The 13,454-nt window shown below is 56.8% G+C and carries 10 protein-coding genes and 1 pseudogene; 9 read left to right on the forward strand and 2 right to left on the reverse strand.

The window, feature by feature from the left end:
* Nucleotides 1-193: 193 nt before the first annotated feature.
* On the reverse strand, nucleotides 194-2,188 hold the full coding sequence (gene tkt, locus CKQ53_RS02960; RefSeq protein WP_118894633.1) for a transketolase: 1,995 nt from the start codon (nucleotides 2,186-2,188) through the stop codon (nucleotides 194-196).
* A gap of 358 nt (nucleotides 2,189-2,546) precedes the next feature.
* Here tkt and loiP point away from each other — a divergent pair, with 358 nt between their 5' ends.
* A complete protein-coding gene (loiP, locus tag CKQ53_RS02965; protein ID WP_085651270.1) occupies nucleotides 2,547-3,299 on the forward strand; it encodes a metalloprotease LoiP in 753 nt (250 codons plus the stop codon).
* Between the two features lie 257 nt (nucleotides 3,300-3,556).
* Here the strand turns inward: loiP and speA are convergent, their stop codons facing one another.
* A complete protein-coding gene (gene speA / locus CKQ53_RS02970) occupies nucleotides 3,557-5,536 on the reverse strand; it encodes a biosynthetic arginine decarboxylase (RefSeq protein ID WP_085651269.1) in 1,980 nt (659 codons plus the stop codon).
* A 707-nt stretch (nucleotides 5,537-6,243) separates the two neighbouring features.
* On the opposite strand from speA, the gene metK reads away from it, so the two are divergent.
* The 8 genes and pseudogenes from metK to ruvX all read left to right on the forward strand — a co-directional run bounded on the left by metK (nucleotide 6,244) and on the right by ruvX (nucleotide 13,421).
* Complete coding sequence (gene metK / locus CKQ53_RS02980) at nucleotides 6,244-7,395, forward strand: methionine adenosyltransferase (protein ID WP_085651268.1); 1,152 nt, start codon at nucleotides 6,244-6,246, stop codon at nucleotides 7,393-7,395.
* 369 nt (nucleotides 7,396-7,764) lie between these two features.
* Nucleotides 7,765-9,156 (forward strand): sugar porter family MFS transporter, encoded by a 1,392-nt coding sequence (locus CKQ53_RS02985; RefSeq protein ID WP_118894637.1) that lies wholly within the window; start codon nucleotides 7,765-7,767, stop codon nucleotides 9,154-9,156.
* Between the two features lie 57 nt (nucleotides 9,157-9,213).
* Entirely contained in the window at nucleotides 9,214-9,726 is a 513-nt protein-coding gene (locus tag CKQ53_RS02990; RefSeq protein WP_094118114.1) for a SprT family zinc-dependent metalloprotease, read from the forward strand.
* Nucleotides 9,727-9,866: 140 nt separating this feature from the next.
* A pseudogene (gene endA, locus CKQ53_RS02995) lies at nucleotides 9,867-10,519 on the forward strand (deoxyribonuclease I).
* Nucleotides 10,520-10,632: 113 nt separating this feature from the next.
* The gene (gene rsmE, locus CKQ53_RS03000; protein WP_085651266.1) at nucleotides 10,633-11,367 is read left to right on the forward strand and encodes a 16S rRNA (uracil(1498)-N(3))-methyltransferase; all 735 of its coding nucleotides are present in this window, start codon (nucleotides 10,633-10,635) and stop codon (nucleotides 11,365-11,367) included.
* A gap of 12 nt (nucleotides 11,368-11,379) precedes the next feature.
* The gene (gshB, locus tag CKQ53_RS03005; protein WP_085651265.1) at nucleotides 11,380-12,333 is read left to right on the forward strand and encodes a glutathione synthase; all 954 of its coding nucleotides are present in this window, start codon (nucleotides 11,380-11,382) and stop codon (nucleotides 12,331-12,333) included.
* Between the two features lie 108 nt (nucleotides 12,334-12,441).
* Entirely contained in the window at nucleotides 12,442-13,005 is a 564-nt protein-coding gene (locus CKQ53_RS03010) for a YqgE/AlgH family protein (protein ID WP_085651264.1), read from the forward strand.
* The gene (gene ruvX, locus CKQ53_RS03015; protein WP_085651263.1) at nucleotides 13,005-13,421 is read left to right on the forward strand and encodes a Holliday junction resolvase RuvX; all 417 of its coding nucleotides are present in this window, start codon (nucleotides 13,005-13,007) and stop codon (nucleotides 13,419-13,421) included. The genes CKQ53_RS03010 and ruvX overlap by 1 nt, the downstream gene beginning before the upstream one ends.
* The last annotated feature ends 33 nt before the right edge of the window (nucleotides 13,422-13,454 follow it).

Raw genomic sequence — 13,454 nt, forward strand, 5'->3', positions numbered from 1 at the left:
TGCTCCGATGACTGAAACGCTTCAGCTAGCATAAACGAATTCATTGTCAAAAGGAATCGTCCCCACAGGCATGTGCCAGAAGAGTGATGTACGTCAAAAAAATGAATACAACTACTTGTCGCCTCGTAAAAGCAGGGATCGCAGATCAAAAAAGGCCGGGAGTTTCCCCGGCCTTTTTAGTGAAACGCAGCGCTTATTTCAGCAGGGCTTTTGCCTTAGCCACGACGTTTTCGGTCGTGAAGCCAAACTCTTTGAACAGCAGCTCGGCTGGCGCAGACTCACCGAAAGTGGTCATGCCAACAATCGCTCCGTTCAGGCCCACATACTTGTACCAGTAGTCGGCGATACCAGCTTCCACCGCCACGCGCGCGCTCACGGCGGCAGGCAGTACGGATTCACGGTACGCGGCATCCTGCTTATCGAACGCGTCAGTCGAAGGCATGGAAACCACACGCGCCTTCACGCCGTCGTTCGTCAGCTGCTGCCAGGCCGCTACGGCCAGTTCTACTTCAGAACCGGTCGCGATCAGGATCAGGTCAGGCTGACCGTCGCTGTCTTTCAGTACATAAGCGCCCTTGGCGATATTCGCCAGTTGCTCAGCGGTGCGTTCCTGCTGCGCCAGATTCTGACGAGACAGAATCAGCGCGGTAGGACCGTCTTGACGTTCAATCGCATATTTCCATGCCACGGCGGTCTCGACCTGGTCGGCCGGTCGCCATGTGCTCAGGTTCGGCGTTACGCGCAGGCTGGCCAGCTGTTCAACAGGCTGGTGAGTCGGGCCATCTTCACCCAGACCGATGGAATCATGGGTATAAACGTAGATACTGCGCAGTTTCATCAGCGCCGCCATACGTACCGCGTTACGCGCGTATTCCACGAACATCAGGAAGGTGGCGGTGTAAGGAATGAATCCGCTGTGCAGGCCAATCCCGTTAGCGATAGCGGTCATACCGAACTCGCGCACGCCGTAGTGGATGTAGTTGCCCACCGGATCTTCATTCAACGGCTTCGATCCAGACCACATAGTCAGGTTGCTTGGCGCCAAATCGGCTGAGCCGCCCAGGAATTCAGGAAGCAGTTTGCCGTAGCTCTCCAACGCATTCTGCGAAGCCTTACGGCTGGCGATGCTGGCTGGGTTAGCCTGCAGCTCTTCAACGTATTTAGCGGACTCCGCCTGCCAGTTTGCCGGCAGTTCGCCGTCGACGCGGCGACGGAATTCAGCGGCCAGATCCGGATAGGCACTCGCGTAAGCGTCGAATGCCTTGTTCCACAGCGACTCTTTGCGCTGTCCCGCATCGCGAGCATCCCACTCAGCGTAAATTTCCGCTGGGATTTCGAACGGACCGTAGTTCCAGCCGATGTTTTTACGAGTCGCGGCCACTTCGGCATCGCCCAGCGCCGCGCCGTGCACTTCATGCGTGCCCTGCTTGTTCGGAGAACCGAAGCCGATGACCGTTTTGCACATCAGCAGAGACGGTTTGTCGGTCACCAACTGTGCTTCGCCGATAGCGCGTTTGATCGCATCCGCATCGTGACCGTCGATACCGCGGATCACATGCCAGCCGTAGGCTTCGAAGCGCGCGGCCGTGTCATCGGTAAACCATCCGGTGATGTGACCGTCGATGGAAATACCGTTGTCATCGTAGAACGCCGTCAGTTTGCCGAGTTTCAGCGTCCCCGCCAGTGAACAGACCTCGTGAGAGATCCCTTCCATCATGCAGCCATCGCCCAGGAACGTGTAGGTGTGGTGGTCGACGATGTTATGTCCCGGACGGTTGAACTGCGCCGCCAGCGTACGCTCGGCGATCGCCATACCGACCGCGTTCGCGATCCCCTGACCCAGCGGCCCCGTGGTGGTTTCCACGCCCGGCGTATAGCCGACTTCCGGGTGACCCGGCGTTTTGGAGTGCAGTTGACGGAAGTTTTTCAGTTCTTCCAGCGGCAGGTCATAGCCGGTCAGGTGCAGCAGGCTGTACATCAGCATGGAGGCATGACCGTTGGACAGCACGAAGCGGTCGCGGTTGGCCCAGTGCGGGTTAGCAGGGTTATGATTAAGGTAGTCACGCCACAGGACTTCGGCGATATCGGCCATACCCATCGGTGCGCCCGGATGGCCAGATTTGGCCTTCTGCACACCATCCATGCTCAACGCACGGATAGCATTGGCAAGTTCTTTACGAGAGGACATGCTTTACTCCAGATCGGATTGAACAAGTGTCTTGCCGAACACACGATATATAAATCAAAACGTTAGCCCGAAAAGACCAAGAAGAGATAGTTCTAAATGTACATGAAAACCCGGCTGAATGCACTGGGAACCGTATGGGCCGAGCGCCCTTAGGACGGGGGATTCACGCCATCGCAGCACCGTCAAACGTCGCGATTGCCCGCCCATTCAGGGATGCGGCGTACTATTTCCCGACGAATAGAATGTTCTGCATTTATTCCTATTAATACCATGTACATTCCCTTACATTATCCCTGCTTTTATTACGTCTTTAGTCGAAGACGCGTTGTTTTTATTTACAATCCTAGGGAGAACAGGGATGAAATTACGAGTTTCACTATTAGCTATCGTCATGGCAACGTCATTGAGCGGCTGTAAGAGCATGGACGCAGCGCAGATGCTGCAGTCCGGCACCCAGGCTTTCAAAGCGGCCTCTCTGAGTGATTCAGATGTGAAAACGCTCAGCGCGCAGTCTTGCCAGGAAATGGATAAAGAGGCGAGCATCGCACCCGCCAACAGCAAATACACCAAGCGTCTGAACAAAATCGCCAACGCACTCGGTCACGACATCAACGGCACCCCGGCTAACTACAAAGTTTACCTGACTAAAGACGTCAACGCCTGGGCGATGGCTAACGGTTGCATCCGCGTATACAGCGGCCTGATGGACATGATGAACGATAACGAAGTCGAAGGCGTTCTGGGTCATGAAATGGGTCACGTCGCGCTGGGTCATAGCCGTAAAGCTATGCAGGTCGCTTACGCGGCAGAAGCTGCACGTTCCGCGGCTGCATCTGCGGGCGGCGTTGCTGCTACGCTGTCCAAGTCTCAGTTGGCCGATCTGGGCGAAGCGCTGGTCAATGCACAGTTCTCTCAGGCTCAGGAATCTCAGGCTGATGACTACTCCTTCGATCTGCTGAAAAAACGTGGCGTAAACCGCGAAGGTCTGGCGACCAGCTTCGAGAAACTGGCGAAGATGGATGCCGGCCGCGACAGCAGCATGTTTGACTCCCACCCGGCGTCTAAAGAACGTGCTGAACATATCCGCAAGCGCATCACCGAAAACAAATAATCGCTGACGCTTTCAGATAACGACAAAGGGCGCCCCGGCGCCCTTTTCATTTCGACTTCCGCCCTCTCCGCTCACTTGGCCAGCCTGACATCTTGATCGCATTGCGATTGATCCAGCCTGAACGTCGTTCGGTTGCCCGCGTGGCACCCTGTCTTATGGGACAACGCGTTAACGTCAACGCGCGGTGTGGCAATGCCAGAAACAATAAAGGCTGAGTTCACACTCAGCCTTCTCGTATTGTGACGCCTCCGGACGCGTTACTCGTCTTCGAGGTAGGTGTAACCGTAAAGCCCGGTTTCGAACTCATGCAGGAACTGGGCACGCAGCTCTGGCTGCAACTGAGCCGCTTTCACCTGATCGCGGAAGCGAGACATCAGCACATCCGGATTCAGCTGCACGTACTCCAGCATATCCGCGACGGTATCGCCTTCGTCTGACTCCACCACATCGACCTTGCCGTCTTCACCGACAAAAACATCCACGGTGGCGGTATCGCCGAACAGGTTATGCATGTTGCCCAGGATTTCCTGGTAAGCGCCCACCATGAAGAAGCCCAGCAGCGGCGGATCTTCCGGATTGTACGGCGGCATCGGCATTGTCGTAGCGATACCGTCCCCATCGATATAATGATCGATCGCGCCATCGGAGTCGCAGGTGATATCCAGCAAGACCGCGCGACGCTCCGGCAGCTTATCCAGCCCTTCCAACGGCAAGACCGGGAACAGTTGGTCGATCCCCCACGCATCCGGCATGGACTGGAACAGCGAGAAGTTGACGTACAGCTTGTCCGCCATCCGCTCCTGCAGTTCGTCGATGATCGGTCGGTGCGCGCGATTGCTGGGATCAAGCTGCTGCTGGATACGTTGGCAGATGCTGAGATACAGCTGTTCCGCCCTCGCCCGCTGCGTCAGATCCAGCATGCCATGCGCATACTGCGTGTGGACGTCGTGCAGGTCCATCTGACTGTCGTGCAGCCATTCGCGCAAGGAGCGACGATTACCCGTTTGGGTAATCTCCTTCCAGGTCGACCACATACTTTCGAGCGCACGCGGCGCGTCTTCACCCGGCGCTTCCGGCTCGCTGAATTCGTTGCGCTCCACGCCGATGATGTTGGACACCAACACGGTGTGGTGCGCGGTCAGTGCGCGACCGGACTCGGTGATGACCATCGGATGCGGCAGGCCATGTTCGTTACAAGCGTCGCCGATACCCCAAATTACGTTGTTGGCGTATTCGTTCAGGCCATAGTTAACGGAGCAGTCCGACTGTGAGCGCGTCCCTTCATAGTCCACGCCCAAGCCACCGCCCACGTCGAAGCACTGAATATTCACGCCCAGCTTGTGCAGTTCGACATAGAAACGGGCCGATTCGCGTACGCCGGTCGCGATATCCCGGATATTCGCCAGCTGAGAGCCGAGGTGGAAATGCAGCAATTGCAGGCTTTCCAAACGGTTGGCCTCGCGCAGCATTTCGACCAGCTGTAGCACCTGCACCGCCGCCAGTCCGAATTTGGATTTTTCGCCGCCGCTGGACTCCCATTTGCCCGATCCCTGAGAGGCCAGTCGCGCGCGCACGCCCAAACGCGGCACCACGTTCAGGCGCTCCGCTTCTTCCAGCACCAGTCGGATTTCCGACATTTTCTCAATCACCAGGTACACTTTGTGCCCCAGTTTTTCGCCAATCAGCGCCAGACGAATATATTCGCGGTCTTTGTAGCCATTGCAGACGATGACGGTGCGGGTCATGCCGGCATGGCCGAGCACGGCCATCAGTTCCGCTTTGGAACCGGCTTCCAGTCCCAGCGGCTCGCCGGAATTCACCAGCGATTCGATCACCCTGCGGTGCTGGTTCACCTTAATCGGGTAAACCAAAAAGTAGCCGCCCTCGTAGCCGAAGGACTCGCGCGCACGCTGGAACGCGCCGTTGATGGAGCGCAGACGGTGCTTCAGGATCTGCGGGAAGCAGAACAGCGCGGGCAGACGACGATCGGCTTTGCCCTGCCGCTCTTTCACCAACTGCGCCAGATCGACGCGAGCTTCAGGCACATCCGGGTCGGGACAGACGGTGATATGCCCCAGCTCGTTGACGTCATAATAGTTATTGCCCCACCAGGCAATGTTGTAGGTGCGCAGCATTTCGCTGGCATCGCGATCATTCATGGCCACCTCCTGCATGGAGCGTACATTGTCGTGCTTACCCGCCGCTGACGAGCGTGAATGGATCATGTCGTCAGACATGGCAGTCCCCTTCTGTTATAGCAATATCGGCAATCATGGATGCTCCAGCGTAGACAACCTGAAACATGCGTTCTGTCCGCACCAGTAACGATGCAGAACCCGACAGACAATAGTCTGGCGTCGTTTTGTGACTCTTTTCAGTGTAAAGCACGATGTCAGGCTCCGAGATATGTTTCGGTAAAAATCCAGGGAAACCATCATCAGAAGAACGCGCGGCGTCCATCTGCACAGGAATGAAAGACGGGTCAGCCAGCGCGGGAATCCTGCGTTGCACTGCGGGACAGGCTAAGCTGGGCTGAAAGCGGAAAGAGGTGATACGAAGACGCCATAGCGGCGACGGCGCGGCGCGGCGAGCGCGGCTCACTGAACAAACAACGGGTCATTAATCCTATCACCTCCCAGCAGGCCGCAGGCTATGCAGTCTGGCCATTAACGGAAACGGCAAAAAGTAAGCATATCACGGGTATCAAAACCGAGCGCCGGTTATACCGATCCCACCGTCGAAAATCAAAATGAAATTCGTAACAATCCACGGAGTTGCGACAAACCACGCGAGAGACCACCCCACGGGATCCGGATCGGCGGGCAAAAACTGCTGGCAATGGGACTAAAAACCGACCTAAAATAGCCATCCAGATGTTAATCCGTCTATACCGATTAACCGATTCACTGCTTAACGGCTTTGCTTTTACAAGGTAAAGAAACTCATGGCTAGACACCTATTTACATCCGAGTCTGTTTCCGAAGGACATCCTGACAAAATTGCCGACCAGATCTCTGACGCGGTTCTTGATGCGATTCTGGAACAGGATCCCAAAGCACGCGTCGCTTGCGAAACTTACGTCAAAACCGGAATGGTGTTAGTCGGTGGAGAAATTACGACCAGCGCCTGGGTAGATATTGAAGAGATTACGCGTCGCACGGTTCGCGACATTGGCTACGTGAATTCCGATATGGGATTCGACGCCAACTCCTGCGCAGTGCTGAGCGCCATCGGCAAACAGTCTCCGGACATCAACCAGGGCGTTGACCGCACCGATCCGCTGGAGCAAGGCGCGGGCGACCAGGGCCTAATGTTTGGTTACGCGACCAACGAAACCGACGTGCTGATGCCCGCGCCGATCACCTTCGCCCACCGTCTGGTACAACGCCAGTCCGAAGTCCGTAAAAACGGCGCGCTGCCGTGGCTGCGTCCGGACGCGAAAAGCCAGGTCACCTTCGCTTACGATAACGGCAAAATCGCTGGTATCGATGCCGTAGTTCTGTCCACTCAGCACTCTGAAGACATCAAACTGAAGGATCTTCAGGAAGCGGTGATGGAAGAGATCATCAAACCTGTGCTGCCGGCCGAGTGGCTGACCGCAGGAACCAAATACTTCATCAACCCGACCGGCCGTTTCGTTATCGGCGGCCCAATGGGCGACTGCGGTCTGACTGGTCGTAAGATCATCGTCGATACCTACGGCGGCGCAGCGCGTCACGGCGGCGGCGCGTTCTCCGGTAAAGATCCGTCTAAAGTTGACCGTTCTGCCGCTTATGCCGCGCGTTATGTGGCGAAGAACATCGTGGCCGCAGGCCTGGCCGATCGTTGTGAAATTCAGGTGTCCTACGCCATTGGCGTGGCTGAGCCGACGTCTATCGCCGTTGAAACCTTCGGCACCGAGAAGATCTCCTCCGATCGACTGGCTGAACTGGTGCGCGAATACTTCGATCTGCGTCCGTACGGCCTGATCCAGATGCTGGATCTGCTGCACCCGATCTATCAGGAAACCGCTGCGTACGGCCACTTTGGTCGCGAGCATTTCCCGTGGGAGAAAACCGACGTCGCGCCTAAACTGCGCGACGCCGCTGGCCTGTAATCTCCGCATTTCCACCAAAGCCAGCTCGTCTGGCTTTGGTGTTCTTCATACTCCGCGCTTTTCAGACACTTCCGCACTGACCTCTCGCCTCATTCTGGCTACATTGGCCTTCACGTAACACCTTGATAAACCTCGCTGATGCAATTTACCTCGTTCTTCTCGTCTTTTTTGTAATCGATTACAACTTATCCCCTTACGCTTTTCGGATTGCCTGAATACCGTTTTGTCATATATAGATAGCCAGCCAATATAAAGGTTTGGCAACAAAATTGTAACCGTTTACACCTATCGGGGACGGATCACACAACACGATGCCGTGGCGGCCTATGCTACGACATACCAGGGGTCAGGATTAACAAGTGAGGTTCTATGGTTGGGGCTAAAAATAACAACAGAGCATCCAATAAAACCATGACGTTTTTGGTCTGCTTTCTTGCCGCGCTGGCAGGGCTGCTGTTCGGTCTGGATATCGGGGTGATCGCCGGCGCGCTGCCGTTTATCACGCAAACGTTTCAAATGACAAGTCATCAGCAGGAGTGGGTTGTCAGCTCAATGATGTTCGGCGCGGCTATCGGCGCTATCGGCAGCGGCTGGCTTTCGTCTCATCTGGGCAGAAAAACCAGCCTGATGATAGCGTCCGTTCTGTTCGTCATCGGATCGCTAAGCTCGGCATTAGCGCCTAACGTTGATGTATTGATCATCTCCCGCGTCATCCTCGGTCTCGCCGTCGGCGTGGCGTCTTATACAGCACCGCTGTATCTGTCCGAGATCGCGCCCGAGAAAATTCGCGGCAGCATGATCTCCATGTATCAGCTGATGATTACCATTGGTATTCTCGGCGCTTATCTGTCCGACACGGCGTTCAGCTATACCGGCTCCTGGCGCTGGATGTTGGGGGTGATCACCCTCCCCGCGGTGCTGCTGTTTATCGGGGTGTTCTTCCTACCGGGCAGCCCGCGCTGGCTGGCGGCCAAAGGACGCTTTAACGACGCCAGACGTGTCCTGGACAGGCTGCGCGACTCGACCGAACAGGCGAAAAAGGAGCTGGATGAGATCCGAGAAAGCCTGCAAATCAAGCAGAGCGGCTGGGCGCTGTTCACCAGTAATCCCAATTTCCGCCGCGCGGTTTACCTCGGCATTCTGCTGCAGGTGATGCAACAGTTCACCGGCATGAACGTGATCATGTACTACGCGCCGAAGATCTTCGACATCGCTGGCTTCACCAGTACCGGACAGCAGATGTGGGGAACGGTGATCGTCGGGGCCGTCAACGTGTTGGCCACCTTCATCGCCATCGGTCTGGTCGACCGCTGGGGACGCAAGCCGACGCTGATTCTGGGCTTCGTGGTCATGGCCTGCGGTATGGGCGTACTCGGAACGATGCTGCACATCGGCATTGCCTCCAGCGCCATGCAGTATGCCGCCATCATCATGCTGCTGATGTTTATTGTCGGATTCGCCATGAGCGCCGGTCCGTTAATCTGGGTTCTGTGCTCCGAGATCCAGCCGCTACGCGGCCGTGATTTCGGCATCACGGTCTCAACAACCACGAACTGGATCGCCAACATGATCGTTGGAGCCACCTTCCTGACCTTGTTGAACACCTTGGGCAACGCAAACACCTTCTGGGTCTACGGCGGCCTCAACGTCCTGTTCATCGTGCTGACGCTGCTGCTGATTCCGGAAACCAAAAATGTTTCGCTAGAGCACATCGAACATAACCTGATGTCCGGTAAGCGCCTGCGTAATATCGGCGAATAACCCCCCTACGCCGGGGCACGTTTACAACCGTGCCCCGGTCACCGTATGCTTGACGCCATGAAGACTGAACGCGTCCCTATCGCACTCCAACAGGCGGTGATGCGCTGCCTGCGGGAAAAGCTGGCGCTGGCCAATACCGCTCTCGACAGCGACTATCCCGAACCCGCCGTCACCTACACTCAGCGCGGCGCCACCGCCGGCAGCGCCTGGCTGCAGGAGTGGGAAATTCGCATCAACCCCGTGCTATTGCAGGAAAATCAGCAGGCCTTTATTGATGAAGTCGTGCCCCATGAGTTGGCGCATCTGTTGGTTTACGCGCGCTTTGGTAAAGCAACCCCGCACGGTAAAGCCTGGCGATGGATGATGGAGCACATTCTGGCGGTGCCGGCTCGGCGTACGCACACCTTTGCCGTGGCATCAGTGCGAGGAAAAACCTTCCTTTATCAGTGCGCCTGTCAGCAACACGAACTGACGGTGAGGCGCCATAACCGCATTCTTCGCGGTGAAACCGAGTACCGCTGCCGCCGCTGCGGAACCCCCCTCAGACGCGATGAAAAAGAAGCGAGTTGATCGCAGATTCCAGTTTTTTCCGACCGGGCGCGGCGTTGCCTCACCGGAGCGCTTCCGGTACTCTGCTCGCTTTTCTGCCTAAGGCGCTTTGGAACATGCTTCGCAAAATTCTTGTTATTGCTACCGTGGGCTGCGGCCTGATGACTTTTTCTGCGCTCAGCCAGGAAATCCATAGTTTCACTCAGGCAAAAGCCGCTGCGGTGAAAATCAACCAAGACGCGCCGGGCAGCTTCTATTGCGGCTGCCGCATTACCTGGCAGGGTAAAAAAGGTATCCCCGACCTGCAGTCCTGTGGTTATGAAGTCCGCAAGAACGCCAATCGCGCCAGCCGTATCGAATGGGAACACGTCGTTCCGGCATGGCAGTTCGGTCACCAGCGCCAGTGCTGGCAGAACGGCGGACGCAAGAACTGCGAGCGGGATGAGGTCTACCGCGAAATGGAAACCGATCTGCATAACCTGGAACCGGCTATCGGCGAGGTCAACGGCGACCGCGGCAATCTGATGTATAACCAATGGAACGGCGGCGAGAAGCAGTACGGTCAGTGCGAGATGAAAATCGACTTCAAAAACAAGATGGCTGAGCCCCCGAACGCGCACGCGGCCCGATTGCCCGGACCTATTTTTACATGCGCGACCGCTATCATCTGACGCTCTCCCGCCAGCAGACCCAGCTGTTTGAAACCTGGAACCGGCAATATCCCGTGACGCAGTGGGAATGCACCCGCGACAATCGCATCGCCCAGGTACAAGGCAATCACAACCCCTACGTGCAACAAGCTTGCCAGCAGTGATCCGGCTACCTACTATAGCTTAAGTCCTAAACACCACCGTCCGTGGACGGTGGTGGGCTCCACCCGGGCGACCCGCCCATTCCGACAGACATGACGTAAAGGCCAGAACATCAATGCGAATACCGCGCATTTTCCATCCCGAAACGCTATCTCCCAACGGCGGCGAAACCGACCTGAGCGCAGATGCCGCTAACCATATCGGCCGCGTACTGCGCATGAACCGCGGTCAGGCGCTACAGTTATTTGACGGCAGCAACTGCATTTTCGATGCGGAAATTCTTCTGGCCGACAAAAAACGAGTACAGGTACGCTACGCCGCCGCACAGCAGGAAGACCGCGAGTCTCCGCTGCACCTGCATCTTGGGCAGGTGATTTCCCGCGGAGAGAAAATGGAATTCACTATCCAGAAATCCATTGAGCTGGGCGTGAATGAAATTACCCCACTGTTTTCAGAACGTTGCGGCGTCAAGCTGGACGGAGACCGTCTGGAGAAGAAGCTGTCTCAATGGCAAAAAATCGCCATTGGCGCCTGCGAACAGTGCGGTAGAAACCGTATTCCGCTCATTCGTCCTCCCCTGTCGCTGGAAAGCTGGTGCGCAGAGCCGGACAATGGGTTAAAACTAAACCTGCATCCGCGGGCGACACACAGCATCAATACGCTGCCCACGCCGGTGCAGCGCGTCCGTCTACTGATTGGCCCGGAAGGCGGCCTTTCGTCCGATGAAATTGCGATGACGGCAGAACACGGCTTTACCGATATTCTGCTGGGGCCTCGCGTTCTGCGTACAGAAACCACAGCGCTCACCGCAATCACCGCATTGCAGGTTCGATTCGGCGATCTGGGGTAAAGGAGTAAGAGAATGATCAAACTCGGCATCGTGATGGACCCGATTGCAGCCATCAACATCAAAAAAGACACCAGTTTCGCCATGCTGTTGGAAGCGCAGCGTCGGGGCTGGGAGCTGCATTATATGGAGATGGACGATCTCTATCTGAACGCGGGCGAAGCGCGCGCCACCACGCGTCAACTGAGCGTCGAGCACAACTACGACGGCTGGTATCAGTTCGGCGATGCGCAGGATATCGCCCTGCATGAGCTGGACGTGGTGCTGATGCGAAAAGATCCGCCGTTCGATACCGAGTTCATCTACGCCACCTATATCCTTGAGCGCGCGGAAGAAAAAGGCACGTTGATCGTCAACAAACCGCAAAGTCTGCGCGACTGCAATGAAAAGCTGTTCACCGCCTGGTTCTCCGAACTGACGCCGGCGACGCTGGTCACTCGCCGCGCCGACAAGCTGCGCGAGTTCCACCAGCAGCATAAAGACGTGATCCTCAAGCCGCTGGACGGCATGGGCGGCGCTTCCATCTTCCGTCTGAAACAGGATGACGCCAACGTGTCGGTCATCATCGAAACGCTCACCGAACACGGCAGCCGCTACTGCATGGCGCAGAATTATCTGCCCGCCATCAAAGACGGCGACAAACGCGTGCTCGTGGTGGATGGAGAACCGGTTCCTTACTGCCTGGCCCGCATCCCGCAAGGCGGAGAAACACGCGGTAATCTAGCCGCCGGCGGCCGAGGAGAAGCGCGTCCGCTGAGCGAGAGCGACTGGCGGATCGCCCGGACTATCGCCCCGATTTTGAAAGAGAAAGGACTGATTTTCGTCGGTCTGGATATCATCGGCGACCGTCTGACCGAGATTAACGTCACCAGCCCGACCTGCGTACGTGAAATTGAAGCTGCGTTCCCTGATGTCTCCATCACCGGCATGTTGATGGACGCCATCGAACGGCGGCTGTCCGCGCGCTAATCACTCTTCGACGGCCTGGAAGCGATCCCCGGTCGACCATGCACATCTGCCGGGTTCGTCGGCTGGCGGCGAACCGAAATAACGACAGAAAAACGATAAGAACAGACCATGAATTTACAGCATCACTTTCTTATCGCGATGCCTGCGCTGCAGGATCCGGTATTTAAACGGTCCGTGGTATATATCTGCGAACACGGCGAAGACGGTGCGATGGGGCTGATCATCAATAAACCGATGGAACAGTTCACCGTCGACGATATTCTGAAGAAACTGAAAATCACGCCGCCAGAGTCAAAATCCGATATCCGGCTGGATAAACCGGTCTTTTCCGGCGGTCCGCTAGCGGATGACCGTGGCTTCATTCTGCACACCCCGCAGGCGGGCTTCGCCTCCAGCATTTCCGTCTCGCCCGATACCATGATTACGACGTCCAAGGACGTGCTGGAGACAATGGGCACGGTCGACCAGCCCAACAACACGCTGGTCGCGCTCGGCTATACGGCCTGGGAAGGCGGGCAGCTTGAGAGCGAGCTTTTGGACAACGCCTGGCTGACCGTTAAAGCCGATCAGGACATCCTGTTCCATACGCCGATTGCGGACCGTTGGCGCGTCGCCGCGAAAAAACTCGGCGTGGATATCCACATGATCGCCAGCGATGCGGGACACGCCTGATGAGTCACCGCACCATCATGGCATTCGACTTCGGCACCCGTAGCATCGGCGTCGCTATCGGTCAGGATCTGACTCGCACCGCCCGCCCGCTTCAGGCATTTAAAGCGCAGGACGGCACGCCGGACTGGCAGAAGGTCGAAAAGTTATTACGGGAATGGCAGCCCGAGCTGGTGATCGTCGGCCTGCCGCTGAATATGGACGGCACAGAACAACCGCTGACGGCGCGGGCGAGGAAGTTCTCCCAGCGTCTCCACGGCCGCTTTGGCGTGGCGGTTGAGCTGCATGACGAACGTCTCAGCACGGTAGAGGCACGCTCCGGCCTGTTCGCTCAGGGCGGTTTTCGGGCTTTGGATAAAGGCAGCGTCGACTCCGCCTCGGCAGTCGTCATTCTTGAAAGCTGGTTCGAGCAACACTAGCGTTATCCTGCCGTCGGCGCTGGCGACGAGATA

This window comes from Lonsdalea britannica, from assembly GCF_003515985.1.
Lineage (GTDB): Bacteria > Pseudomonadota > Gammaproteobacteria > Enterobacterales > Enterobacteriaceae > Lonsdalea > Lonsdalea britannica.

What these genes read in the sequence shown, in the direction of transcription:
- tkt (WP_118894633.1), bottom strand. Translation starts at nt 2,188, where the DNA reads ATGTCCTCTCGTAAAGAACTTGCCAATGCTATCCGTGCGTTGAGCATG.
- loiP (WP_085651270.1), top strand. Translation starts at nt 2,547, where the DNA reads ATGAAATTACGAGTTTCACTATTAGCTATCGTCATGGCAACGTCATTG.
- speA (WP_085651269.1), bottom strand. Translation starts at nt 5,536, where the DNA reads ATGTCTGACGACATGATCCATTCACGCTCGTCAGCGGCGGGTAAGCAC.
- metK (WP_085651268.1), top strand. Translation starts at nt 6,244, where the DNA reads ATGGCTAGACACCTATTTACATCCGAGTCTGTTTCCGAAGGACATCCT.
- CKQ53_RS02985 (WP_118894637.1), top strand. Translation starts at nt 7,765, where the DNA reads ATGGTTGGGGCTAAAAATAACAACAGAGCATCCAATAAAACCATGACG.
- CKQ53_RS02990 (WP_094118114.1), top strand. Translation starts at nt 9,214, where the DNA reads ATGAAGACTGAACGCGTCCCTATCGCACTCCAACAGGCGGTGATGCGC.
- rsmE (WP_085651266.1), top strand. Translation starts at nt 10,633, where the DNA reads ATGCGAATACCGCGCATTTTCCATCCCGAAACGCTATCTCCCAACGGC.
- gshB (WP_085651265.1), top strand. Translation starts at nt 11,380, where the DNA reads ATGATCAAACTCGGCATCGTGATGGACCCGATTGCAGCCATCAACATC.
- CKQ53_RS03010 (WP_085651264.1), top strand. Translation starts at nt 12,442, where the DNA reads ATGAATTTACAGCATCACTTTCTTATCGCGATGCCTGCGCTGCAGGAT.
- ruvX (WP_085651263.1), top strand. Translation starts at nt 13,005, where the DNA reads ATGAGTCACCGCACCATCATGGCATTCGACTTCGGCACCCGTAGCATC.